The following is a 23,162-nucleotide window of genomic DNA, read 5'->3' on the forward strand; positions in this document are numbered from 1 at the left end:
AGCGATCCCGAATGACCGCCAGGGACGAGGAGCGGGCGGAGCGTCTCGCCGCAGCGCTGCGCGAGAACCTCCGGCGCCGCAAGGCGCAGGCGCGGCAGCTCTCCGAGGACGAGCCTAAGGCCGACGATCAGCCGTAATCGGCTTCGAGCAGCCCCTCGATGACATGGTGCTGGATGACGGGTTCCAGCTCGTCGGCGACCCGGCAGGTGAGGTGGTCGCGAACCTGGGCGGGCAGGCTGTCGAGATAGGCGCGCGTGACCTGCAGATCGTGATGATGCGCGTTGGTCGCGTCAGGCGCGTCGACGCCGACGACCAGCACCGGGCGCGGCTCGTTGGAGCGGTTCGCGGTGCCGCGGTGGATGGTCAGCGCGGATCGCGCCGAAATGTCCCCGCGCCGGGGCATCTTCTGCTGCGCTCGTGAGATGTAGCGATCCCACAAGGAGCGGTCCGGGAACATGCCATCCTTGGCTCCGGGAATCTCGTCCCACTGCGTTCCCGGCGCGATCTCAAATGGCCCATGCTCCTGTTTGGTGTCGATCGTCGTGAGGTTGAACGCCAGGCTGTTCAGGCGCCGGCCCCTGGTCGTCGCTTCAGGCGCCAGGAAGTCGCGATGCCACGGCTGGTCGGCGGCGCCGGGGAAGGGGATGTCGAAGCCGATCTCGACGATTCTGTAGTCCTTCGTCAGCACGGCCTCGCAGACGGCGACGAACCAGGGGTGGGTGGCGATCTCGACGAAGCCGCGAACCCGCTCGGGCTGCACCTCCACGTACCAGCGCTCCGGACCGCGCGGCAAAGCGCCGCCGGCTACCTGCTGGGCCTCCTCGAACAGCGCCATCACGTCTTCGCGCAGCTGGTCGGCGAAGCTCGTGCTGAAGGCGCCTTTGAGGGCGATGATCCCGTCCCCGTACAGGCCGCCCATGATTTCGGCGGTGTCATATTGCTGCGCTTCGACGCTCACTTCATCTCTCCAGCGACTCTCGTGCGAAGCTATCACCTTTGGCTTGCCATGCGAGGCCGCTTCCGCTTGGGCGGCGGCGACATGCGCTTTTTCTCGGACAACGCGGCGCCCGCTCACCCCAAGGTGATCGAGGCCATCAGTGCTTCCAACCAGATCGACACGGCCTATGACGGGGACGCCTGGAGCCACAAGCTGGACGGCGTCTTCTCAGACTTGTTCGAAACGGAAGTGCGGGCGCTGTGGGTGACGAGCGGCACCGCGGCGAACTGTCTGGCACTAGCGGCGCTCTGCCCACCGTTCGGTGCGATCGTCTGCCACCGCGACGCCCACATCGAGAATGACGAAGCGGGCGCTCCGGCCTTCTTCACGAACGGCGCCAAGCTGATGCTCGTCGATGGCGAAGGCGCGAAGGTGCGCCCGGATGCAGTCGCCCGGGCCTGCGACCGGGTCCGCAAGGACGTTCACCAGGTCCAGCCGGCGGCTCTGTCGATCACCAATGCGACCGAATACGGCCTCGCCTACCGGTCCGCGGAAGTGGGCGCACTCGGCGAGCTTGCCCGCAGCCGTGGTCTCGCCTTCCACATGGACGGTGCGCGCTTCGCGAACGCCCTGGTGAGCACCGGTGAAAGCCCGGCGGACGTCACCTGGCGAGCGGGCGTGGACGCGCTTTCTTTCGGTTTCGTCAAGAACGGGGGCCTGAACGCCGAGGCGTTGATCCTCTTCCGGACCGAACTCGCCGAGGAAGTCGCAATCCGCCGGAAGCGGGCCGGGCAACTGCTCTCAAAGGGCCGGATGTGCGCCGCGCAGATCCTGGCCATGCTTGAGGGCGACTTGTGGCTCGACAATGCGCGTTCGGCAAACGCCGCCGCGCAAACGCTCGCAAAGGCTGCGCCCGAGCGGCTCGTGTACCCGGTCGAAGCCAATGAAATCTTCCTCCGCGTGACGCCCGACGAGGTAGCCAGCTTGCGCTCGGCTGGCTTCGACTTCTACGACTGGGCGCCCGGCGAGATCCGGCTGGTGACGAGCTGGGATCAGCAAGGCGACGCCGTCGAGCGGCTCGCCGCCGCGATCGCACGACTGTGAGGGAGGCGCAGCGGTCCGAGACGCGGACCGTGGCGATCTCCTTCATCATCTTCACGGCAATCTGGGGCTCGACGTGGATCGTAATCCGCGGCCAGCTCGGCGTCGTGCCGCCCCAATGGTCGGTCACCTATCGTTTCATCATCGCTGCCGTGGCAATGGCAGCCGTTGCGATGGTGAAGGGCGACAGCCTTCGGCTCGGCCGACGCGCGGTGCTGGCGGCGCTGGTCCTCGGCTTCTGCCAGTTCTGCATCAACTTCAATGCCGTCTACCTGGCCGAGCGGCACATCACGTCGGGCGTCGTCGCGACGGTGTTCGCGCTCTTGCTGATCCCTGCGACACTTCTCGGGTGGGCGTGGCTCGGCCATCGCCCGACGATGCGGTTCCTGTGGAGCTCGCTGGTTGCGGTCGCCGGAATCGTCCTGCTCTTCGTGCACGAGATCAACGAGCATGCGGCCAGCGCCGGCGCCGTCCTGGCCGGGATTGGCCTTACACTGGTCGGGATGATTGGCGCCTCGATTGCCAACGTGCTCCAGGCGCGTCCCGAGATGCGCCGCTACCCGCTGTTCGGGCTGCTGGCCTGGTCGATGGCGGCGGGCGCGTTGATCGATGCTCTCGTCGCGCTGGTCCTTTCCGGGCCGCCGGTGTTCGACCCCCGACCGGCTTACTGGGCCGGAGTCCTGTACCTTGCGCTTGCTGCCTCGGTGCTCACGTTCAGTCTCTACTACCCCGTGGTGCGCAAGATCGGTCCGGCCAAGGCGGCCTACTCAAGCGTCATCGTACCGATCATCGCAATGGGGTTCTCGACATGGCTGGAGCACTACCTCTGGACTCCGACTACCATTGCGGGAGCCATCCTGGCGCTCGGCGGAATGGCTGGAGCGCTCAGCCGCCCGCGCTCGGTTGTCCCGGCTCCCGACGCCGCCTAAGCGGGTCGGCATGGCCGATGTTCGAAGCACTCCACCGGTAGCCGACGCGCAGATTGCGCCCGAGGCGCCACCGTCACCAACCCACGTCGCGATCAATCGCGAGGACTACCGCCCGCCAGACTGGCTGGTACCCGAGATCCGCCTGGACTTCGACCTCGATGCCGAGCGGACCCGCGTCCGTGCGACCCTGACGGTCGAACGCAACGACGACCACGACCGACCGCTCCGGCTCGACGGTTCAGATTTGAAGCTGATCTCTGCCAAGCTCGACGGGAGCGATGTCGAGACGAGAATGGACAGCGGACAACTCGTAATCGACATTGGCGCCGACAGGGCGACTGTCGAAACCGTCGTCGAGATCAGCCCTGCGGCTAACACCAAGCTGATGGGGCTGTACGCCTCCGGCGGGATGCTCTGCACACAGTGCGAGGCCGAGGGCTTCCGCCGCATCACCTTCTTCCCGGACCGGCCGGACGTGCTGTCCCGCTATCACGTCCGCATGCAAGGTGACGCCCGCCGTTATCCGGTCCTGCTGTCGAACGGGAACCGCGTTGCAGCCGGTGAGGGGGCTGACGGTCGCCATTGGGCCGAGTGGGACGATCCGTTCCCGAAGCCGTCCTATCTGTTCGCCCTCGTCGCCGGCGACCTCCACGCGAACCGCGACAGCTTCACGACCATTAGCGGCCGCAAGGTCGATCTCGCCATCTGGGTGCGCGAAGCCGACCTGCCCAAGACTGCTCACGCTATGTCCAGCCTCAAGGCTGCGATGGACTGGGACGAGCGCGTCTATGGCCGCGAATACGATCTCGACCAGTTCAACATCGTCGCCGTATCCGACTTCAACATGGGCGCGATGGAGAACAAGAGCCTCAACATCTTCAACTCGGCCTACGTGCTTGCCGACCAGGAGACCGCGACGGACGCCGACTTCGACAATATCGCGCGGGTCGTTGCTCACGAATATTTCCACAACTGGTCTGGGGACCGGGTCACCTGCCGCGACTGGTTCCAGCTGAGCCTCAAGGAAGGCTTCACCGTCTTCCGCGATCAGGGCTTCTCGGCGGACATGGGCAGCCATGCCGTCAAGCGGATCGAGGATGTGCGGGTGCTCCGCGCAGCGCAGTTTCCCGAGGACGCGGGGCCGCTTGCGCACCCTGTCCGGCCCGACAGCTTCATCGAGATCTCCAACTTCTACACGGCGACGGTCTACAACAAGGGCGCCGAGCTCATCCGCATGTTCCACACGGTGCTCGGACCGGACAAGTTCCGTGCCGGCACCGACCTGTATTTCGACCGGCACGACGGCGAAGCCGCGACGTGCGACGACTTCGTAAAGGCGCTGGAGGATGCCAGCGGCGTCGACCTGACGCCGTTCAAAATCTGGTACAGCCAGGCGGGCACGCCCAAGGTCCGCGCGCGGCTCGAGCATAATGCCGACACGAAGACGGCGACGCTCCACCTCGAACAGCATGAGGACCCGACCCCAGGCCAGCCCCACAAGCAGCCGATGCCGATTCCGCTGCGGACGGCGCTCATCGGTGAGCAGACAGGTGCCGAGATCTCCCCGGAGCGGCTGATCGTTCTCGACCAGCCAAGCGCGTCCGTGACGTTCGAGAATGTCGCCGAGCCGCCGCTGCTGTCGATCAACCGCAACTTCTCGGCCCCGATCATCGTCCAGGCCGATCGCCGTCGCGGTGAGCTCGAGCGGCTCGCGCAGAGCGATACGGATCCGTTCGCGCGCTACGAGGCGATCCAGGACCTGATGATGTCGGCCCTGACCGCCGGCGCTCGAGGCGAGCAGGCCGATGCCGAGCCGGTGATCCGGGCCATCGCGGCAACGCTCCGCTCGAATGCGCTCGACGCGGCTTTCAAGGCCGAGGCCATCCTGCTGCCCAGCGACACGCTGGTCGCCGAGCGCATGGACGTCGTCGATCCCGACGCAATCCACGAAGCTCGTGACCGGCTGCGCGAGGCAATCGGCAAGGCGCTCCTCGACGACCTGCTCGCAGCCCACCGCCTGGGCGGGGTTACGGGTGACGATCTCTCGCCGCGTGCGAAGGGCGTGCGGCGCTTACGCAGCGTTGCACTTGGCCTGATTGCTGCGGCCGATGAAGCGCAGGCGGCAAAGCTCGCGAAGGCGCAGTTCGATTCCGCCGACAACATGACCGATCAGCAAGGCGCCCTCGGCGTCCTCGTGTCGCTGGATACGCCGGAGCGGCAGCAGGCGCTGGATGCCTTTTATGCCCGCTTCAAGGACGACGCGCTGGTGCTCGACAAGTGGTTTGCGCTGCAGGCCGCTGCCCAGCGGCGGGATACCGTGGACGAGGTGATCCGGCTGTCCTCGCACCCGGACTTCACGATGACCAATCCGAACCGCCTACGCTCGCTTGCCGGAATGTTCGGCGGCAACCATTGGGCGTTCCACCGTCCGGATGGCCGCGGCTACGCCTTCCTGGCGGACATGATCATCGCTGCCGACAAGCTCAACCCGCAGATTGCCGCTCGCATGGTGCCGCCGCTGGGCCGCTGGCGCCGCTTCGAACCGAAGCGCGCGGCGATAATGCGCGAGCAGCTGGAGCGGATCGCTGCGACGGCGGGATTATCGAAGGACGTTTTCGAGCAGGCGAGCAAGAGCCTCGCCTAAAGGGAGTTGCCGCCGATCCACTGCGCTGCTTCGGTGGCAACCTGGTTTGCGGCGCGGTTGAGAGCTGGACCAACGCTAGCCGCAGTGCCGTCTGCCGGCTGACGAGCGATGAAACGCCGCGTCTCGACGCGATTGCCGCCGGCCGTGGAGAGCGCGCCGTCATATTCGACAACAACTTGGCCGGTCTGCGCGTCATAGCCGAACCGCTGAAGCTGACCGCTGACCAGCAGGCCGGGGTCGAGCGTCGTGATGCCGGAGTCGAGAACGACGCGGTTCGTGGTCCGCCGGATGGTTTCCGACAACAAGCTCTGGAACAGGCGATCAGGCGTATCGATCATCTGCAGGTTGGTGACGTACTGCACGTCGGTCGGGCTGACCTGGGCCGCGACGCGTACGGTGCGGAGCTCCTTGGCGAGGACCGGCGCGTTCACGGTCACGGCCTGGCCAGCGGCGGCGGTCCGCGTCATTGCGCCCGGGTCCGGCGCTTCCGGGGTTAGCGTCAGCAGCGTCGGCGGGACCTTGCCGCCTCCGCCGAGCAGGCCGCCGAGCGAACAGCCGCCCAGCGCGGCCGCGAGTGCGACCGGCACCGCGAAACGCACCAACGACTTCATTTGCGCCTCTTTCCTGGATTGTAGTCGGGCAGCTTCTCGGGTCCGAGTGCGCCGCCGATACCCTGCTGATTCACGCGGTCCGACACGCCCTTCAAGGACACAGTGAGATCTCGAAGCTCGTGCACCAGCTGGTTGGCCTGCGGAAGCGTCGACTTGCTGAAGTTCTGGATGCCCGGGCGAGCGTCGCCGATCGCCGAGTTCAGATTGTCGGCAGCCTGCTGGATGGATCCGATCGCCTTGCGGAGGTCCTGCGCTGCCGGCCGGCCCTGCTCGTTGACCAGCCGATTGGTGTTGTCCGTCAATTCGCTGACCCGCTGCGCGGCCACGCCCGCGTTGCGCACCGCTACGCGGGCGTCTGCGATCGCATTCGCCAGATCCGGCGCGCGGTCCGCCAAAACCTTGCTGGTGCGGTCGATATTCTCGAGGATATCGGCAATCGAGTTCTGGTTCTTGTCGCTCAGCAATTCGGTGAGGCGCTCCGTGAGCCGCTGGATGCGCTCGAGCAGTTCCGGCGCGCTATTCAGGAGTGCGCCAAGCCCGCCCGTGCTTGCCGGAATGACCGGGCAGCCCTGCGGTCCCATCTGGGTGATCGCCCGGTTTCCCTTCACCGCTCCGTTCAGCTGAATCTCGTTCGCGCCGGCAAGGCTGATGCTCTTGATCTGGGCCGTCGTGCCTTCGAGCACCGGCGTCTCCGGGTCGACGCTGATGCGCACCCACACGAACTCCGGCCGGTTCGGCAGAAGCGAGATCTTGTCCACCTGACCGACGTGAACGCCGGAAAAGCTGACGTTCGATCCCTTGTCGATGCCGCCCACGGCCGGGAAATAGATGTCGAAGCACTTGTTCTCGTGCGTGTTGAGCTTGGCCAGCCACACGATGAAGAACAACACCCCGACAAGGAGCGCCATCGTCACCGCGCCGACCAATACGTAGTTGGATCGGGTCTCCATCAGGCGGTCGTATGCTCCTCTGCGGTCACCGCCGCGGCCCGGCCGCGAGGCCCTCTAAAATACTCTTGTATCCAAGGATGATCCAAAGCCAATAGTTCCGGAATCGTTCCGACCGCGATCACCTTTCGGTCCGCGAGGACGGCAACGCGGTCACAGATGGCGTACAGCGTGTCGAGGTCGTGGGTGATCAGGAACACGGTCAGGTCGAGGCGCCGCTGCAGCGTCTTGATGAGTTCGTCGAAGGCGGCCGCGGCGATCGGATCAAGCCCGGCGGTCGGCTCGTCCAGGAACAGCAGCTCGGGATCAAGGGCGAGTGCCCGCGCAAGTCCGGCGCGCTTGATCATGCCTCCGGACAATTCGGAGGGGTATTTGGGCCCGGCGTCTGCCGGCAGGCCGCCCATCGCGATCTTGTAGGAGGCGATCTCATCCAGCAGCGGTGGCTGGATGTACGGGAAGTATTCGCGGATCGACACTTCGACGTTTTCCGCAACCGTCAGCGTCGAGAACAAGGCACCATTCTGAAACAGGATGCCCCAGCGGCGGCGGATGTTCTTGGCCTCGTCCTCGCTGCGGCCGACCATGTTCTCGCCCAGGACCTCGATTTCGCCCTCGTCGGGTGTCTGAAGCCCGATGATCGAGCGCAAGAGCACGGACTTGCCCGTGCCCGAGCCGCCAACCACACCGAGGATCTCCCCGCGGCAGACGGTGAGGTCCAGGCCATCGTGGACCACCGCATCGCCGAAGCTGTTGCGCAGGCCGCGGACGGTGATGATCTCGTCGCAGTCGCGCGCGCTCATATCCAGCCGATGTTGGAAAAGAAGACCGCGAAAACGGCGTCGAGCACGATGACCAGGAAGATCGACTGAACCACCGCAGTGGTGGTCCGCATGCCGACTTCCTCGCTGTTGCCCTGGACGAGCATGCCCTGGAAGCAGCCGGACAGGGCGATGATGAACCCGAACACTGGCGCCTTGATCAGGCCGACCCAGACGTCGGTGACGGGCACGACCTCTTGCAGGCGCTGGATGTAGGTGGCCGGTGCGTAACCGAGAGCGAGCCACACGAACACGCCGCCGCCGAGTAGCGCCATCACCATCGCCCAGAAGGCGAGCAGCGGCATCATTAGGATCGCCGCGATCATGCGCGGGATGACCAGCGCCTCGATCGGCGACACGCCGATGGTGCGCATGGCGTCGATCTCCTCCGTGATCTTCATTGTCCCGAGTTGGGCTGCGAATGCCGAGCCGGACCGGCCCGCCACCATGATCGCCGTCATCAGCGTCCCCAGCTCTCGAGCGGTGATGCGGCCGATCAGGTTGATCGTGTAGACCTCGGCGCCGAACTGGGCGAGCTGAACCGAGCCCTGCTGGGCGATGACGATGCCGATCAGGAAACTCATCAGCCCGATGATGCCGAGTGCGCGGACACCGACGACGTCGAAGCGCTGGACGACGGCGTTCAGGCGAAAGCGGCGCGGCCGCCGGACGAGATTGGCGAAGCCTACGAGGGTCGCGCCGAAGAAGCCCAGCAGGCCAACGAACGTAATCCCGGTTCCAGTGATCCAGACGCCGAGTTCGGAAAGAAGGCGGCTGAAGCCTCCGGCTTGCTCGGGCCGGACCCGCGCGGGAACGTCATAATCGGCGACCTGCTCGAGCAGGCTGGTCTCGTCCTTGCTCGCGCCGACCACCTTGGCGCCGCGGTCCCGGACCGCCCGATAGACGAGCCAGGCGCCGACCGTGTCCATCCGCTGCACGTCGCTGAGGTCGATCGTCAGCGGATCCGGCAGGGATTCGAGCTCGCGCTGGGTCGACGCGGCGCGCGTGATCGTAAGCGCGCCCGTGGCACGATAGGTGCCGCCGGTACCGTCGCCGGCGGAAGTGGGCTCGAGCTGCGCCATTCGCGCCGGATTAGTGCGCGAAATGACTCCGCCGGGCAAGTGCGCCGCTACGGCTCTTCCCTGCCCAGCCCTGCACCTTTATGCGCGCGGCATGGCAATCGAGCCTCCCCTGCAGTTCGTCTCTGTCGGCTCGAACCCCGCACGGCTGTTCGGGATGAGCGCGACGGAGCGGGCCAACCGGCTTGCAGCCAATGCCGGTCTGGAGCCGGTCAGCAGCCTTCAGCCGGATCGGCCAGCCCTTCTCGCAAGTGCGGAGTTCGCGTGGGACCCGGCATGGCTGAGGGCGCTTCGTGACCGCCCCAATACCCTCCTGACGCTCGGTGGCAGGGCGGTGATGGCGCACGTGGGCGCTGGCGAGAATTCCGAGCGCGTGGCCGCGGCGCTTCAGGGCGGGCCGCTGCCGGAGCACTATGCCGTCCTCGCGTCCGAAACCGCGGAACTCAGCTATTCCGAACTCCGCAAGCGTGAGCGTCCGTTCGTGCTGCCGCTGGACCCCGCCAACCAGGAGCCAGTCGAGCGCGCGTCCTATGACGCGGCATACAAGGGCGTGACGGACCTCCTGACGCTCTATCTGTGGCGGCGGCCCGCCTTTTACCTCACGCGCTGGGCGGCGCAGGTCGGGATCAGTCCTAACGCAATCACGGCGGTCGGTGCGGTGATGTGCGTGCTCGCCTTCGTGCTGTTCTGGCGCGGCGAATATTGGCTGGGGAGCCTGGCGGGCTTCATCTTCATGGTGCTGGACACGGTGGACGGAAAGCTCGCCCGCTGCACCGGCGCTTCATCGAAGATCGGCAACCTGCTCGATCACGGCATAGACCTCGTCCACCCGCCGTTCTGGTACTGGGCGTGGCTCCAGGGGCTGACTGCGTATGGCCGCCCGCTCGAGCCGTTCGCGGCGACCATGGTCATCTGGGCGATCGTCGGCGGCTACGTGGCGCAGCGGATCATCGAAGGATTGTTCATGCGCCGCTTCGGCGGAATGCACATCCACGTGTGGCGGCCGGTGGACAGCCAGTTTCGTCTCGTCACGGCGCGGCGCAATCCAAACATGATCCTGCTGGTCGGCTCGCTGCCGTTCGGCCGCCCGGACCTCGGTCTCGTGTTCGTTGCCTATTGGACGATCATCAGCCTGATCTTCCACGCCGTGCGCCTCGCGCAGGCGAGCGAACTGAGCGCTCGTGGCGGCCGGATCGTCTCCTGGCTCGAAGGGTGACGCATACGGCCATCGTTCTCGCCGGATCGCGTCCCGGGCGAGATCCATTCGCGGAAAGCTTCGGCGCCGAGTTCAAAGCCCTCATCCCGGTCGCTGGAGAGCCAATGGTGCGCCGTCCCGTCACTGCGCTACTCGCGTCGAAGAGCATCGGCAGGATAATCGTCCTGAGCCAGGCTCCGGAGCGGATCGCGGCAGAGCTTCCAGACGATGAGCGGCTTCGGGCCTGGGAGTCGACCAGCACAATTGCCGCGACAATGCTCAAACTCTTCAACGCCGCTGACCTCGAGTGGCCGCTGCTGGTCACGACAGCCGATCACGCGCTGCTCGACCCTGCCACCATCGACGAGTTTTGCAGCCGAGCGGGCGGCAACGAGCTCGCGATCGGAGTGGTTGAGCGCGGATCTCTCATGAAGCGCCTGCCCACCTCCAGGAGAACATGGCTGAAGTTTCGCGGCGGCGCCTACACCGGAGCCAACCTGTTCGCGCTTGCCGGGCCGCAGGTGGCTCCCGCAATCGAGCTGTGGCGATCCGTCGAGCAGGACCGCAAGAAGGGGTGGCGCCTGATCTCCCTTCTCGGTCCGCTGGTTCTTGCCGGGGCCGCCCTTCGGCTGCTGACAATCGATGCGGTGCTTGCGCATCTCGGCCGCAAGCTGGGCTTGAGCGTTGCTGCCGTACGCCTCTCCAACCCGCTCGCCGGAGTCGACGTGGACAAGCCCGAAGATCACGCGTTGGTCGAAGCAATCATCGCCGGGCGCGCATGAGCGATCTGGCCGTGTACGACATGGACCGGACCGTCACGCGACGGCCGACCTACACGCCGTTCCTGCTGCATTGTGCTCTCCGGAGAGCCCCCTGGCGTTTGCTGTTCCTGCCATTCGTTGCCAGCTCGATGATTGCCTACGTCGCAGGGCTGATCGACCGCGCGCGCCTGAAGGAGATCAATCACCGCCTCCTGCTCGGCCGCCACATTCACCCGCGCGATCTCACGCCGCTGGTCGACAGCTTTGCTCAGCGGCAGCTCGAAACGAACATTCGCCCTGGCGCCCATCGCGCCATCGCGCGCGACAAGGCCGAAGGAAGGCGGCTAGTCCTCGCGACAGCATCCTATCGCCTCTACGCGGATGCGATCGCCGGGCGGCTGGGCTTTGACGACGTAATCGGCACCGGCTCGATCATCGGTCTCGACGAGCGCGTGCAGGCCAAGATCGCCGGCGAGAACTGCTATGGCCCCGCGAAAATGCGGATGATCGACGACTGGATCAACGCCTCGGGCCTCAAGAGTGCTCACGGCCACGTGCGCTTCTATTCCGACCACGTCTCGGACCAGCCGGCATTCGAATGGGCGGACGAGCCGATTGCAGTGAACCCCCACGGCAAGCTCCGCCGACTCGCCGAACAGCGCGGCTGGGGCATCGAGGACTGGGGTTAGCTTCTTCCTGCCCCTGCCGTTCCTGAACCTTAGGAACTCGCCTTTGGCTTAGTTACGACCTGCTGAATCCCGAGGATGAGAAATACCAGTCCGAGCGCGTGGATACCGATCCCTCTCAGAAGGAAGAAGTTGATGAACGCGAACGAGAAGAACATGAAAATCCGGGCGTTGCGGTTCATTCAGAGCCCCCCATGGTTTGAAGCCGAGCGTCCCTGAGTGTCCGACAGCAAAGTTGAGAAACTCTGAAAGTCGCCGCTGCTACACCGCGTTCAGGGCATTCGCGAAGTCGGCGATCAGGTCGTCTGCGTCTTCAACGCCGATTGAAATCCGCACCAGATTGTCGGTGATGCCGAGCGCCTGCTTGCGCTCGTCCGGGACCGACAGGTGCGTCATCGCCGCTGGCGCACTTGCCAGCGTTTCAGTGCCGCCGAGGCTGACCGCGAGGTGGGCGATCTCCAGCGAGTCGAGGAACGCGAAAGCTTCATTCTCGCCGCCCTTGAGGTAGAGCGAGAAGGTCGAGCCGGCGCCGCTGCAATGGCGGTTGTAGATGTCGGCCTGTCGCGAGCCTTCCTCGAGGAAACCGAGATAACCGACCGTTTCGACCTTCGGATGGCCCCGCAGGAATTCGCACACCTTCGCGGCATTCTCGCCGGCACGCTCCATCCGGAGTTCCAGCGTTTCCAGGCTGCGGAGAAGCATCCAGGCGGTGTTCGGGTCGCAGATCGTGCCGATCGTGTTTCGCATCATGCGCACCTGGTCGATCAGCTTCTGCCGGCCGGTGAGCGCACCCGCGACGAGGTCGCTGTGGCCGCCGGCATATTTCGTCAGGCTGTAGATCGTGAGGTCGGCGCCGTTCTGCAGGGGATGGGCCCAGAGCGGACCGAGGAACGTGTTGTCGATAGCAATCGGCGGAGCGTCATCCGCGCCGAAAGCGGCATCGCGAGCCGCCGCGACGCCTTCCACATCGACGAGAGCGTTCGTCGGGTTCGCCGGACTTTCGAGATAAATCAGGGAGACCCGGCCCTTGGCTTTCGCCTGGGTGAGAACCTCGTCGATCTCCTCGCGCGTCGCGCCAGCGGGGAAGTCGAGCCAGGACACGCCAAAGCGGCCGAGGATCTTGGCGATCAGCGTCTCGGTCGCCGCATAGAGCGGGCCGGAGTGCACGACGACGTCTCCAGGTTGGACGAACGTCAGCAGCAGGGTCGCGATCGCCGACATGCCACTGGAGAAGGTCAGCGCGTCGTCCGCTTCCTCCCACAGGCACAGCCGGTCCTCCAGGATTTCCTGGTTGGGACCGTTGAAGCGTGAGTAGATCAGGCCCTCGGCGCCGCCGGGGCGCTTGCCGGTCACACCTTCAAAGAAGCGCTTACCCGCCGCGGCGTTCTCGAAGACGAAGGTCGAGGTGAGGAAGATCGGTGGCTTCAGCGACCCTTCGCTGAGCGCGGGATCGAAACCGTAGCCCATCATGAGCGTGGACGGCTTCAGTTTGTGGTTGCCGATGCTCGTCGTCGAGGGGCGCGGGCGCCGCTGCGGGCTGCCGCTCGTTTCATTTTCGTCAGGCACGATCTCTCTCCTTGGCGCGGGCCTTAGCCGCAAAACGACGCCGGTCGCTAGGGCAAGGCGATGGCGCTGAGTTGCCGTCCGTAATCGGACACGCCGCGATGCGTTGCGCGCCGGAAGCTGAAGAACCGGTCCGGCTCGGAATAGGTATCGATCTGCAGCGCGTCGACCGTCCCAACCTCGGCGCGCCGAAGCCGATCGGCGACGTAGCCTGCCAAATCGAAGTGCGGCTTCTCGCCTGGAGCGCCGCTGAAGAAGCGTTCGTTGTCTCGGTCGTCGATCAGGAAACGATCGCGAAACTGAGTGTCGACTTCGTACGATGCGGGGGCGATGCAGGGGCCGATCGCCGCGGCAATCCGGCTCCGCCGCGCGCCGAGCCGCTCCATTGCAGCGAGCACCGAGTCGGTCACGCCGCCAAGTGCGCCGCGCCAGCCGGCGTGCGCCGCTCCGATCACTCCAGCTTCAGGATCGGCAAGCAACACCGGTGCGCAGTCGGCGGTCAGGATGCCTAGCAGCAGTCCGGGACGATCGGTGACCATCGCATCGACATGCGGCCTTTCATCCGACGGCCACGCCTGCTCGGCATAGGTCACGTCGGGCGAATGGACCTGGTGCACCGTGACGAGTTCTGCGCCTGGCTTGAGCGCTGAGAGAGCGCGGCGGCGGTTCTCGTCGATGGCTTCGCGCTCGTCCTTGCTGCCGTAGCCGACGTTGAGCCCGGCCACGGCCCCCCTCGACACGCCGCCGCGTCGGCCGAGGAAGCCGTGGGGCAGCCCGCCTAGAGCGGGAGCGCGGACGACTTCAACTTCGCTCACAGCCGCAGCCTCATGATGATGTCCTCGTCAGCCTGGTCCCCGACCATGAATGAATAAGGACCGACCTCCTCGAAGCCGTAGCGAGCGTAGAACCGGCGGGCGCGATGGTTGTCGGTATAGACCGTGAGATAGAGATCTTTGACGCCGCGTCTCCGCGCCTCGTCCAGTGCCCAGTCCATCAGCTCGGCACCAACGCCCGCGCCAATGTGGCTGGACAACACGTAGAGCTGGCGGAGTTCCACGGCGCTGCCGCCGCGCTCGACGGGCAGAGTGCTGGGGCCAAGCTTCACGAAACCAACCGGCGCGGCGTCGTCCTCGGCGATACGGAAGACATAGCCTTCGCCGGTCATCTCCTCCGCCCATGCCTCCGGCGTGAACTGTCCCAAGAAAGCGGTGAGGTCCTCGGCGCGGTAGAGATGTCCGAATGTATCGCAGAAGCTCGCGCGGAAAATCCGATCGATCGCCGGCACATCCGCGAGCGTCGCCGTGCGGTAGCTAATGCTCATGCGAACCCCGCGGGCGCCGGCCACTGCGGCGCGTGAACAGCTATCACCTTGAAGAGCTTACCCATCGCGTCGGAGCCGCACAGCCGTCCCATGGCGGCATTCAGCTCCTGCAGCCGTTCTGGGTTGGCCCGGGACAGCGCCTGTGCACGTGACTCGATGCCCAGCGTTTCCAGCCATTCGCCCTGTGCGACGGGTCGCGACACTGCCGCGCCAGCTTCTCGGGCGACAGCGGCAACCGCTTCGAAGTTGACGTGCGACGTCAAATCCTGCTCGCCTGGCCGCTCAAGCACGGAGGCGAAACGGTGGCGCGACACGGCTTGGAGGGTGTCGCCGGGAGCGCTGCGTTCGTGCCCGTAGTCGATGAAGAGGGCGGCGCCACCATGCTTCACGAGCCGTGTCGAAATCGATCGGACGGCGTCATGACGGGCGGGCGAGGTCTCGATGATCTCGCCATCTCGATCGAAGGCGAGCCCGCCCGCCGCTAGCTGGACCCGCCGTTCGATCCCGCCGACCATCTGCCGGATCGGCAATGCGTCGAGGAACTCGTTTGCCACGAGCAGCAGCGGCCGCTCCGGAAGCTCGTGAATCTCTTCGTGCCACTGGGCATTCGGAACCGCGCGCTTCTGCGCCTCACGAAGCAGCGGGCTCGTCTCCACCAAGTGCACCTCGCCAACAAATCCGGCCGAGCGCATCACGCGCAGCGCATCCGCAGCAAGCGTCCCGCGGCCTGGGCCGAGCTCGGCATAAATCGCATCGGCGGGCGCTCCGGCGCGCTTCCAGCAATGCGCAAGCGCTGCTCCAACGAGCTCGCCGAACATCTGGCTGACCTCCGGTGCGGTCACGAAGTCGCCCGCCGGTCCGAACGGGTCGCGGGTGGCGTAATAATAGCTGTTGCACGCGTCCATATAGGCCTCGACGGTGATCGTCCCCTCGCTGCGCATGCGCTCGCGAAGAGCCCGCTCGAGCGGAGTCACTTCACGCGACGCTGGCGGTGCCGACCGTAGGTTCGACCCGCTCGCGGCGCCGCTTCGCAGTCGCCATCAGATAGATGCCGAGGATGATCATGGGCAGCGACAGCCATTGGCCCATGTGCAGCCCCGTCGCTTGGGTAAAGCCGATCAGCTGCTGGTCAGGTTCGCGGATGAACTCGATGGCGAAGCGGAACAGGCCGTAGGAGAAGACGAAGGCCCCGACGAGCTTGCCGGGCTCGTACCGCGCCTTGGTCTTCCAGAACATGAAGGCGAGGATGCAGAACAGCACGATGCCTTCGAGGAGCGCCTCGTAGAGCTGGCTCGGGTGCCGGGGCGGGCCCAACGCCGGTCCAAACGGCGTCATCTCCACGAACCGCACAGCCCAGGGCACGCGCGTCGGTGCCCCCCACAATTCCTGGTTCACGAAGTTCGCGAGACGGCCGAAGAACAAGCCGAACGGCGTGCAGCAGGCCACGTAATCGTGAATGCGAAGCCAGGAGAGCTTCTCCTTGCGAGCGAAGTAGAGAATCCCGAGCGACGTTCCGATCACGCCGCCATGGAACGACATGCCGCCGTCCCAAAGCTTCACGATCTCGATCGGATGCCGCAGATAGTTCGAGAGATTGTAGAACAGCACATAACCGATGCGGCCGCCCAGGATGATCCCGAGGGCGGCGTAGAAGACGAGATCGTCGGCATGGCGGCGCGCGAGCGGCGCCCCGGGCTGCCGCAGCAAGCGCAGCAGGTACCAATAGCCGATGAAGATCCCGGCCAGGTAGGCGAGACTGTACCAGCGCAGGTCGAACGGCCCCAGGTGCAGAGCAACCGGCGAAAGTCCAAGGTCCGGAAAGGCTGTGAATTGTGCGTCGTCGGCGGCTTGCAAGGACTTCCCCCTGAAAGGACAGCGCCTCATAAGGCGGCCTGCCGGAAAGGCAAAGGAGACCGGGTGCGCAGCGAACTCGACCGCCGCTACGACGAAATGCTGGCGCGGGTGACCGGTCCCGGCGGGCCAGTGACCATCTGCGAGGACGAAAGCGGCCGCGCGACCGTAGGCAATCTTCCCGCGACCCTGCCAGGCCTGTTCCGCACCTTCTGCTCCGCGAACGCCGACAAGGAGGCGCTCGTCGCCGGCGAGGAGCGACTGACCTTCGCCGATCTCGACAGCATCTCCGAGCGGGTGGCTCGCGCCCTCGTCGCACGCGGCGTTGCCAAGGGCGACCGCGTCGGCATTGCCATGCGCAACTGCCCGGCCTGGGTCGTCAGCTACATGGCGATCGCCAAGGCAGGGGGCATCGCCACCCTGCTCAACGGCTGGTGGGAAGCGCACGAGATGGAGCATGCGGTTGCGCTGACGGATCCCAAGCTGATCCTGGCAGATTCATCCCGCGCCAGGAGGGTGGCTGCGAGGTGCAGCGGCCGCGACGTCCTGGATTTGCCGATCGATCGGACAACCGGCCAAGCGTTCGCCGAGCTGCTCGCCGAAGATGGCAACGCGGTTCCGGAAGTCTCACCGGAAGACGACGCGACGATCCTTTTCACCTCCGGCTCGACAGGCGACGCCAAGGGCGCGGTGTCGACCCACCGCGCGGTGACCACGGCAACTTATGCTTATGGCACCGGGCTGATGGTCCTGCGCGGTTTGCTGGAGCAGGAAGGGCGAGCGCCGGCGACGCCGCCACGGACCTTACTCAGCGTCCCGCTCTTTCACGTGACCGGCGAAGTGCCCGTCATGCTGAACAGCTTCGTGGTTTCCCGCTGCATGGTGGTCATGCCCAAGTGGGATGCTACTGAAGCGCTGAGGCTCATCGAGAAGGAGCGTATCACCTACTTTGTCGGTGTCCCGACGATGAGCCTGGAGCTCATGAACCACCCGGATCGCGACAAGTACGACCTAAGCTCGTTGCGGGACATCACTGCCGGCGGTGCGCCGCGCCCGGTCCCTCATGTCGAACGCCTGCAGCGGGAGTTTCCGGACGCTCAGCCAGCACTCGGCTACGGCTTGACCGAAACGAACGCCGTCGGGTGCAGCAACTTCTGGGGCAACTACGCCGATAAGCCGTCGTCGACGGGGCGGCCGCAGCGACCCTTTGTCGAGATCGGCATCCTCGGCGACGGCGACCGACTGCTTGCTGCCGGTCAAACGGGCGAAATCGGCATTCGCAGCGGAGGCAACATGCGCGGCTACTGGCGCAACCGGGAAGCGACGGCGGAGGCAGTCACGGCCGCCGGTTACGTCCGCACCGGGGATATCGGCTACCTGGACGAAGAGGGCTATCTGTTCATCGTCGACCGGAAGAAGGAGATCATCATTCGTGGTGGCGAAAACATCTCCACGGCGGAGGTCGAAGCAGCGATCTACGGGTGCAACGCCGTTGCGGAAGCGGCGGTGTTCGGGATCGCCGACGAGCGGCTCGGCGAAGTGCCCGTTGCAGTCATCCGCCTGAAGGACGGCGAGCAGGTAGATGAGCGGGGACTGCGCAGCGTCCTCGAAGAGCGCCTGGCCCGCTTCAAGCTGCCCGAGCACATTCACTTTTCGGCCGAGCCCCTGCCGCGGCTTGGCACCGGCAAGTTCGACCGCCGACTTCTGAAGGCGCAGTACGCACGTTGAAAGTCGATCGTCGCACATTGCTGATCGGCGGGGGCGCAGGCGTTGGGCTGGTCGTCGCCTATGCATTGTGGCCCCGGCACCTCGGCTCCGACCTGCCGCTTCGGGCGGGCGAGCAGAGCTTTGGGAGCTATATCAAGATCGGTCGCGACGGGCGGGTCACAGTGGCCGTCCCGCAGACGGAAACGGGGCAGGGCATCTGGACCGGCCTGCCGCAGATCGTCGCCGACGAGCTTGGGGCTGCATGGGAGACCGTGGCCGTGGAGCCCGCGCCGATGACTGGCGATTACGCGAACCCGCTCGCCAAGCAGGAAGGCTGGCTGGCCGGGTTCGGCAGGATGCGGGAATGGCGGCTCGGTCATGGCGGAGCGCTGCGGATTACCGCCGGTTCGACTTCCGTGCGCGCTTTCGAGCAGCCGCTGCGCGAGGCCGCCGCTGTGGCCCGCACGATGCTGGTCGGCGCTGCCGCCGATCGCTGGAACATCGACGATAGCCAGTGCGACACCGCGGACGGCTTTGTGCTCAACGGCCTGCGGACGTTCGGGTTCGGAGAGCTAGCGGAAGAAGCGGCCGAGCGCTCGCCGCGGCTTGATGCGCCGCTGCGGACCTCGACACGGGGACGGCTGATTGGCCAGCCCCTGCAGCGGCTCGACGGACCGGCCAAGACCAACGGCAGCTGGCGCTTTGCAGGCGATGTGCGCCTTCCCGGGATGCTGTTTGCATCGGTCCGTCTCGCGCCGCCGGGCGGCCGGCTGACCGGCTATGATCCCGACGCGGTCCGGGCGGTCTCCGGCGTTCGCCACGTCGCGGCTCGGGACGGCTGGGTCGCGCTGGTGGCCGAGAATTGGTGGGCGGCGGAGCGGGCAATGAAAGCGGCCGACGCGCGCTTCTCGGCACCTCGTTCAAGCCCGGTCTCGCGTCCGCTGTTCGAGCGTGCGCTTGCCGAGGACAGCGCCGAGAACTGGTTCAGTCGCGGCGACTACGAAGGAATCACGCGCGACTCCCGGCCGCTCGCCGCCACTTATTGGGTCGCGCCGGCGCTGCATCTTGGCCTCGAGCCGCTCTCGGCCACCGCCCGCGTCAACGGCGATTCAACCGAAGTCTGGGCGGCAACGCAGGCGCCGGAGCTCGCTCGGCGGATGGCATCCGAGGCCGCCGGCGGTGACGTCCTGTTCTACCCATTGCCCACGGGGGAGCCGGGCGGCAGGGCGATCGAGCCGGATGCGATTCCGATTGCCGTCGAACTCGCGCGGCAGCTGCGTCAGCCGGTTCAGGTCCAGCTTTCGCAAAGCGCCAGCCAGAATCACGACCGGCCGAGCGCAGGCGCGCTGGCGCGAATGACGGCGCTGCCGGGGCAGGGCGGGATCACCGCCGCCTGGGCAATGCGCGTCGCGACTGCCAATGGGCTTGGCTCCTCCATCCACCGGCTCGCAGGTGGGAGTGGCGCGGAGCTCAGTGCTACCGCAATGGACGGCTCCGTCCCGCCTTACGCAGTGCCGAACGTCACGGTCGAGGCAATCTCCGCCGGCCTTCCGTACCGGCCCGGCTATACGCGCGGCTCGCCGCAGCGCGAGTTCGCCTTCTTCACGGAAAGCTTCATCGACGAGCTTGCCCACGCCGCCGGAACCGAGCCTCTCGCGTTCCGCATGTCGCTGCTCGGCTCGAGCCCCCGCCTCGCCCGTTGCCTCCAGGCGGCGGCGCAGCTTGCCGACTGGGACGGCGGCGGGAGCGGCAGCGCGATGGGGATCGCCGGCTGCTCGGCGTTCGGATCCCACATCGGGCTCGTCGCCATCGCGAGCATCGGCGAGGACCAGCGCGTTCGCGCCCACAAGCTCGTCGCCGCGGTCGACTGCGGAAGGGTGGTCAACAGCGGCTTGGTCACCCAGCAGATTGCGGGTGGTCTTATCTGGGCGCTGGCGCAGGCGACTGTCCCCGCGGCCGAATGGGTCGCCGGAATGCCGCGTGCACGGCCCATCGGCGGTATTGCCCTGCCGCGCATGGGCGACATTCCCGACATCGTGGTGCAGATCATTCCAAGCAGCAGCCCGTCGGGCGGAGTGAGCGGCCTCGGCACGACGGTGGTGGCGCCAGCCGTTGCGAACGCAATCTATGCGGGCACCGGCAAACGGATGCGCGATCTGCCCTTCGATCCGATGTCCGCCGCGTGAAGAGGCCAGCCGACCACCTCGCCGTGCCGCCGTCGCGCATCGGCGTGCTGATGATCAATCTCGGCACGCCTGACGCCGCCGACGCGCGGGCAGTCCGGCGCTACCTTGCCGAGTTCCTCAGCGACCCGCGCGTGATCGAAATTCCTTCAGTCGCGTGGAAGCCGATCCTGCACGGGATCATTCTCCGCACGCGCCCCCGCAAGTCGGCCGAAGCCTATCGCCAGGTGTGGACCAACGAGGGCTCGCCACTGGCCGTCATCGCGGCGCGTCAGGCGCACGCCATTAGGGCGCGCATCGGTCACCGGGTGATGGTCGAATATGCAATGCGCTACGGAAATCCGGGGATCGCCGAAGCGATCGAGCGCATGAGCGCTGCAGGGTGCACCCGCATCCTTGCTGCGCCGCTCTACCCGCAATATTGCGCGGCAACGACAGCGACGGCCAACGATGCCGTGTTCGGTGCCTTGGCCCGCATGCGCGCGCAGCCTGCGTTGCGAACGCTGCCGCCTTACTATGACGACCCGCTCTATATCGAAGCGCTGCGAGCGAATTTGTCGCGCCAGCTTTCCGCGCTCGACTTCACGCCGGATCGCCTGCTGCTGAGCTTCCACGGAATGCCGCAGCGGACGCTCGAGCTCGGCGATCCCTATCATTGCCACTGCCAGAAAACGGCGCGCCTACTCTCGGATGCGCTCGGTCGCGAAGTGGACGTCGCGTTTCAGTCCCGGTTCGGCCGCGCCAAGTGGCTCGAGCCTGCGACGGACAAGATGCTTGCTGCCTATCCGGCGCAAGGCGTGCAGAGCGTCGCCATCGCGGCGCCAGGCTTTTCCGCCGACTGCCTGGAGACGCTGGAGGAAATGGGCATCCGCGGCCGTGAGACCTTCCGTGAAGCGGGCGGGAAGCAGTTTGCGCTGCTCGAATGCCTCAACGATTCACCTGAGAGCATGACCATGCTGGAAGCATTGATCGAGCGTGACCTTGCAGGCTGGTTGCCGCAGACATAAGCGGTAAGGCGGAGAGGAGAGGCTTTATGGCTCGAGTGGCGATCGTCACCGGAGGCACCCGCGGTATCGGCGAGGCGATCAGCATAGCGCTCAAGGACATGGGCCTGCAGGTTGCCGCCAATTACGCGGGCAATGAAGAGCGTGCGCGCCAGTTCACCGAACGCACCGGCATTGCGGCGTACAAGTGGAACGTCGCCGATTTTGACGCATGCCAGGAAGGCGTGCGCAAGGTCGAGGCGGACCTGGGCCCGGTCGATGTGCTGGTCAACAACGCCGGCATTACACGCGACGGCACAATGCGCCGGATGGATCATGCCAAGTGGCAGGAGGTCATCGACACCAATCTCGGTGGCTGCTTCAACATGGCCAAGGCGGTGTTCGACGGCATGACGACCCGCGGCTACGGCCGCGTCGTGAACATCGGCTCGATAAACGGCCAGGCGGGCCAGTATGGGCAGGTGAATTACGCTGCCGCCAAGTCGGGCATCCACGGCTTCACCAAGGCGCTTGCGCAAGAGGGCGCTCGCTTCGGCGTTACCGTCAACGCGATTGCTCCTGGCTACATCGACACCGACATGGTCGCAGCGGTCCCCGAAGAAGTCCTCGGCAAGATCGTCGCGCGCATCCCGGTCGGTCGCCTCGGCAAGGCGGAAGAAATCGCTCGCGGCGTAACCTTCCTGTGCGACGAGAACGCGGGGTTCGTGACTGGATCGACCCTGTCGATCAACGGCGGCCAGCACATGTACTGATGGCGGCGCCCGACTACGCGCCGCCGCGGAAGCGGTCCGTGCTCATTGCCGGGCACGCGACTTCGATCAGTCTGGAGCCAGCGTTCTGGAGTGCGTTGGAGCGCGCCGCTCGCGAGAGGCAGTGCACCGTCAATAGTCTGGTCGCCGAGATCGATGCCGAGCGGCTCGATGCCCGCAGCCCGCCGAACCTGACATCAGCGATCCGGCAATGGCTATTCGCGCGCACCACGGGGAAGTGACAGGATCGCTTCGGCGAACGCTGCGCCGCCATCGGGAGAATGATCGAGGAATAGCGCCGGCTCGACGAGCTCCAGCTCCATGATCATCAGGTTGCCGTCGCCGTCGGGCACCATGTCGACGCGGGCGTAAGTCGCTGTCGCCGGAGCAGCGGCCAGCGCAGCGCGCGCAAGCGAAATTCCGCCGGCCGGTGCAGTGCATTTGACCGTCGTGCCACCCAGATGCGGCTGCACGCGGAAGTCTCCGGCTGCAGGGCGCTTCACCACTGAGTGGCTGAAGTCGCCGTTGAACAGCATCAGCGAGAATTCGCCCTCGGTGGTGATCTCTCCGATCAGCGGCTGGATGATCATCGCCTTGCCGCGGCTATCCGCCGGCAAGTCGTCGTTGAAGCCGAGCCGGTAAGTGCCGGTCGCGCTCGCCGAGACCGGAGGCTTGATCACCAGCCAATCGCTGCCGAAGCGGCGCCGCGCTTCCTCGAGGTCCTCGTCGCAACACTGCTCGACAGCGACGGTGGGGACGGTCGGCACGCCGGCGTCGGCGAGCTCCGCCAGATACGCCTTGTCGCTGTTCCAGCGCAGCAGCGCCGGCGGATTGAACAGCGGCCACCGCTCCCTCGTGGCACGATCGAGGAACGCGAGCCACGACGCGGAATCGAGGTGATAGCCCCAGGCGACGAGCGGGAGGACAAGATCGAACTCGGCGGCCTCGCCGATCTCCGTCCACGCGACTGCCTCAACCTCCGCGCCGCGGGAACGCAGCACGTCAGACTCGACGTCGAACGCCCAGCGCCAGGGCTCCGGGTAATCCGGCGCCGGCACCAGCATCGCGATGCGCAT

24 protein-coding genes are annotated in these 23,162 nt (G+C 66.0%); 12 read left to right on the forward strand and 12 right to left on the reverse strand.

Annotated elements, in window-relative coordinates:
* The first annotated feature begins 11 nt into the window (after positions 1–11).
* The gene (locus tag ACUXST_RS07055; RefSeq protein ID WP_458389263.1) at positions 12–137 is read left to right on the forward strand and encodes a hypothetical protein; all 126 of its coding nucleotides are present in this window, start codon (positions 12–14) and stop codon (positions 135–137) included.
* Here the strand turns inward: ACUXST_RS07055 and ACUXST_RS07060 are convergent.
* Positions 128–958: a phytanoyl-CoA dioxygenase family protein gene (locus ACUXST_RS07060; RefSeq protein ID WP_458389264.1), complete on the reverse strand. Its 831-nt coding sequence runs from the start codon at positions 956–958 to the stop codon at positions 128–130. The genes ACUXST_RS07055 and ACUXST_RS07060 overlap by 10 nt on opposite strands.
* 81 nt (positions 959–1,039) lie before the next feature.
* Here ACUXST_RS07060 and ACUXST_RS07065 point away from each other — a divergent pair, with 81 nt between their 5' ends.
* The 3 genes from ACUXST_RS07065 to pepN are packed head-to-tail and all read left to right on the forward strand — an operon-like array spanning position 1,040 to position 5,611.
* The gene (locus ACUXST_RS07065; RefSeq protein ID WP_458389265.1) at positions 1,040–2,041 is read left to right on the forward strand and encodes a threonine aldolase family protein; all 1,002 of its coding nucleotides are present in this window, start codon (positions 1,040–1,042) and stop codon (positions 2,039–2,041) included.
* 29 nt (positions 2,042–2,070) lie between these two features.
* Positions 2,071–2,967 (forward strand): DMT family transporter, encoded by an 897-nt coding sequence (locus ACUXST_RS07070; RefSeq protein WP_458389266.1) that lies wholly within the window; start codon positions 2,071–2,073, stop codon positions 2,965–2,967.
* Between the two features lie 10 nt (positions 2,968–2,977).
* Positions 2,978–5,611: an aminopeptidase N gene (pepN, locus tag ACUXST_RS07075; protein WP_458389267.1), complete on the forward strand. Its 2,634-nt coding sequence runs from the start codon at positions 2,978–2,980 to the stop codon at positions 5,609–5,611.
* On the opposite strand, the gene ACUXST_RS07080 is transcribed toward pepN, so the two are convergent.
* From ACUXST_RS07080 to ACUXST_RS07095, 4 genes are read right to left on the reverse strand one after another with little or no spacing between them, the layout of a single operon-like run.
* On the reverse strand, positions 5,608–6,222 hold the full coding sequence (locus ACUXST_RS07080) for an ABC-type transport auxiliary lipoprotein family protein (protein ID WP_458389268.1): 615 nt from the start codon (positions 6,220–6,222) through the stop codon (positions 5,608–5,610). The genes pepN and ACUXST_RS07080 overlap by 4 nt on opposite strands.
* Positions 6,219–7,172, reverse strand: a complete 954-nt coding sequence (locus ACUXST_RS07085) for an MlaD family protein (protein WP_458389269.1) — start codon at positions 7,170–7,172, stop codon at positions 6,219–6,221. Before ACUXST_RS07085 ends, ACUXST_RS07080 begins: the two co-directional genes overlap by 4 nt.
* Positions 7,172–7,969 (reverse strand): ABC transporter ATP-binding protein, encoded by a 798-nt coding sequence (locus ACUXST_RS07090; protein ID WP_458389270.1) that lies wholly within the window; start codon positions 7,967–7,969, stop codon positions 7,172–7,174. The genes ACUXST_RS07085 and ACUXST_RS07090 overlap by 1 nt, the downstream gene beginning before the upstream one ends.
* Positions 7,966–9,069 carry an MlaE family lipid ABC transporter permease subunit gene (locus ACUXST_RS07095; RefSeq protein WP_458389271.1) on the reverse strand — a complete coding sequence of 368 codons (1,104 nt, stop codon included), beginning with the start codon at positions 9,067–9,069 and terminating at the stop codon, positions 7,966–7,968. Before ACUXST_RS07095 ends, ACUXST_RS07090 begins: the two co-directional genes overlap by 4 nt.
* 91 nt (positions 9,070–9,160) lie before the next feature.
* Here ACUXST_RS07095 and ACUXST_RS07100 point away from each other — a divergent pair, with 91 nt between their 5' ends.
* The 3 genes from ACUXST_RS07100 to ACUXST_RS07110 are packed head-to-tail and all read left to right on the forward strand — an operon-like array spanning position 9,161 to position 11,711.
* Positions 9,161–10,282, forward strand: a complete 1,122-nt coding sequence (locus ACUXST_RS07100) for a CDP-alcohol phosphatidyltransferase family protein (RefSeq protein ID WP_458389272.1) — start codon at positions 9,161–9,163, stop codon at positions 10,280–10,282.
* Positions 10,279–11,043: an NTP transferase domain-containing protein gene (locus ACUXST_RS07105; protein WP_458389273.1), complete on the forward strand. Its 765-nt coding sequence runs from the start codon at positions 10,279–10,281 to the stop codon at positions 11,041–11,043. The genes ACUXST_RS07100 and ACUXST_RS07105 overlap by 4 nt, the downstream gene beginning before the upstream one ends.
* Positions 11,040–11,711 carry an HAD family hydrolase gene (locus ACUXST_RS07110; RefSeq protein WP_458389274.1) on the forward strand — a complete coding sequence of 224 codons (672 nt, stop codon included), beginning with the start codon at positions 11,040–11,042 and terminating at the stop codon, positions 11,709–11,711. Before ACUXST_RS07105 ends, ACUXST_RS07110 begins: the two co-directional genes overlap by 4 nt.
* 29 nt (positions 11,712–11,740) lie before the next feature.
* On the opposite strand, the gene ACUXST_RS07115 is transcribed toward ACUXST_RS07110, so the two are convergent.
* The 6 genes from ACUXST_RS07115 to lgt all read right to left on the reverse strand — a co-directional run bounded on the left by ACUXST_RS07115 (position 11,741) and on the right by lgt (position 16,446).
* Positions 11,741–11,890 carry a hypothetical protein gene (locus ACUXST_RS07115; protein WP_458389275.1) on the reverse strand — a complete coding sequence of 50 codons (150 nt, stop codon included), beginning with the start codon at positions 11,888–11,890 and terminating at the stop codon, positions 11,741–11,743.
* Between the two features lie 79 nt (positions 11,891–11,969).
* On the reverse strand, positions 11,970–13,274 hold the full coding sequence (locus tag ACUXST_RS07120; RefSeq protein ID WP_458389276.1) for a cystathionine gamma-synthase family protein: 1,305 nt from the start codon (positions 13,272–13,274) through the stop codon (positions 11,970–11,972).
* A 47-nt stretch (positions 13,275–13,321) separates the two neighbouring features.
* On the reverse strand, positions 13,322–14,086 hold the full coding sequence (gene pgeF, locus ACUXST_RS07125; protein ID WP_458389277.1) for a peptidoglycan editing factor PgeF: 765 nt from the start codon (positions 14,084–14,086) through the stop codon (positions 13,322–13,324).
* Positions 14,083–14,592, reverse strand: a complete 510-nt coding sequence (locus ACUXST_RS07130; protein WP_458389278.1) for an N-acetyltransferase family protein — start codon at positions 14,590–14,592, stop codon at positions 14,083–14,085. The genes pgeF and ACUXST_RS07130 overlap by 4 nt, the downstream gene beginning before the upstream one ends.
* Complete coding sequence (locus tag ACUXST_RS07135) at positions 14,589–15,566, reverse strand: class I SAM-dependent methyltransferase (RefSeq protein ID WP_458389279.1); 978 nt, start codon at positions 15,564–15,566, stop codon at positions 14,589–14,591. Before ACUXST_RS07135 ends, ACUXST_RS07130 begins: the two co-directional genes overlap by 4 nt.
* Before the next feature lies 1 nt (position 15,567).
* Positions 15,568–16,446 (reverse strand): prolipoprotein diacylglyceryl transferase, encoded by an 879-nt coding sequence (gene lgt, locus ACUXST_RS07140; protein WP_458389280.1) that lies wholly within the window; start codon positions 16,444–16,446, stop codon positions 15,568–15,570.
* Between the two features lie 63 nt (positions 16,447–16,509).
* On the opposite strand from lgt, the gene ACUXST_RS07145 reads away from it, so the two are divergent.
* Genes ACUXST_RS07145 through ACUXST_RS07165 form a run of 5 tightly spaced genes read left to right on the forward strand, consistent with a single transcriptional unit; the run spans position 16,510 to position 22,328 of the window.
* Positions 16,510–18,171 carry an AMP-binding protein gene (locus ACUXST_RS07145; protein WP_458389281.1) on the forward strand — a complete coding sequence of 554 codons (1,662 nt, stop codon included), beginning with the start codon at positions 16,510–16,512 and terminating at the stop codon, positions 18,169–18,171.
* The gene (locus tag ACUXST_RS07150; protein ID WP_458389282.1) at positions 18,168–20,336 is read left to right on the forward strand and encodes a molybdopterin cofactor-binding domain-containing protein; all 2,169 of its coding nucleotides are present in this window, start codon (positions 18,168–18,170) and stop codon (positions 20,334–20,336) included. Before ACUXST_RS07145 ends, ACUXST_RS07150 begins: the two co-directional genes overlap by 4 nt.
* A complete protein-coding gene (hemH, locus tag ACUXST_RS07155) occupies positions 20,333–21,340 on the forward strand; it encodes a ferrochelatase (RefSeq protein WP_458389283.1) in 1,008 nt (335 codons plus the stop codon). Before ACUXST_RS07150 ends, hemH begins: the two co-directional genes overlap by 4 nt.
* A 26-nt stretch (positions 21,341–21,366) precedes the next feature.
* On the forward strand, positions 21,367–22,089 hold the full coding sequence (gene phbB, locus ACUXST_RS07160; RefSeq protein ID WP_458389284.1) for an acetoacetyl-CoA reductase: 723 nt from the start codon (positions 21,367–21,369) through the stop codon (positions 22,087–22,089).
* Positions 22,089–22,328 carry a ribbon-helix-helix domain-containing protein gene (locus ACUXST_RS07165; RefSeq protein ID WP_458389285.1) on the forward strand — a complete coding sequence of 80 codons (240 nt, stop codon included), beginning with the start codon at positions 22,089–22,091 and terminating at the stop codon, positions 22,326–22,328. Before phbB ends, ACUXST_RS07165 begins: the two co-directional genes overlap by 1 nt.
* Here ACUXST_RS07165 and ACUXST_RS07170 read toward each other — a convergent pair.
* Positions 22,302–23,162 carry an ATP-grasp domain-containing protein gene (locus ACUXST_RS07170; protein WP_458389286.1) on the reverse strand — a complete coding sequence of 287 codons (861 nt, stop codon included), beginning with the start codon at positions 23,160–23,162 and terminating at the stop codon, positions 22,302–22,304. The two genes, ACUXST_RS07165 and ACUXST_RS07170, sit on opposite strands and share 27 nt — an antisense overlap.

The sequence above is a fragment of the Sphingomonas sp. F9_3S_D5_B_2 genome (assembly GCF_054263715.1).

What these genes read in the sequence shown, in the direction of transcription:
- ACUXST_RS07055 (WP_458389263.1), top strand. Translation starts at nt 12, where the DNA reads ATGACCGCCAGGGACGAGGAGCGGGCGGAGCGTCTCGCCGCAGCGCTG.
- ACUXST_RS07065 (WP_458389265.1), top strand. Translation starts at nt 1,040, where the DNA reads ATGCGCTTTTTCTCGGACAACGCGGCGCCCGCTCACCCCAAGGTGATC.
- pepN (WP_458389267.1), top strand. Translation starts at nt 2,978, where the DNA reads ATGGCCGATGTTCGAAGCACTCCACCGGTAGCCGACGCGCAGATTGCG.
- ACUXST_RS07080 (WP_458389268.1), bottom strand. Translation starts at nt 6,222, where the DNA reads ATGAAGTCGTTGGTGCGTTTCGCGGTGCCGGTCGCACTCGCGGCCGCG.
- ACUXST_RS07085 (WP_458389269.1), bottom strand. Translation starts at nt 7,172, where the DNA reads ATGGAGACCCGATCCAACTACGTATTGGTCGGCGCGGTGACGATGGCG.
- ACUXST_RS07090 (WP_458389270.1), bottom strand. Translation starts at nt 7,969, where the DNA reads ATGAGCGCGCGCGACTGCGACGAGATCATCACCGTCCGCGGCCTGCGC.
- ACUXST_RS07095 (WP_458389271.1), bottom strand. Translation starts at nt 9,069, where the DNA reads ATGGCGCAGCTCGAGCCCACTTCCGCCGGCGACGGTACCGGCGGCACC.
- ACUXST_RS07100 (WP_458389272.1), top strand. Translation starts at nt 9,161, where the DNA reads ATGGCAATCGAGCCTCCCCTGCAGTTCGTCTCTGTCGGCTCGAACCCC.
- ACUXST_RS07110 (WP_458389274.1), top strand. Translation starts at nt 11,040, where the DNA reads ATGAGCGATCTGGCCGTGTACGACATGGACCGGACCGTCACGCGACGG.
- ACUXST_RS07115 (WP_458389275.1), bottom strand. Translation starts at nt 11,890, where the DNA reads ATGAACCGCAACGCCCGGATTTTCATGTTCTTCTCGTTCGCGTTCATC.
- ACUXST_RS07130 (WP_458389278.1), bottom strand. Translation starts at nt 14,592, where the DNA reads ATGAGCATTAGCTACCGCACGGCGACGCTCGCGGATGTGCCGGCGATC.
- phbB (WP_458389284.1), top strand. Translation starts at nt 21,367, where the DNA reads ATGGCTCGAGTGGCGATCGTCACCGGAGGCACCCGCGGTATCGGCGAG.
- ACUXST_RS07165 (WP_458389285.1), top strand. Translation starts at nt 22,089, where the DNA reads ATGGCGGCGCCCGACTACGCGCCGCCGCGGAAGCGGTCCGTGCTCATT.
- ACUXST_RS07170 (WP_458389286.1), bottom strand. Translation starts at nt 23,162, where the DNA reads ATGCGCATCGCGATGCTGGTGCCGGCGCCGGATTACCCGGAGCCCTGG.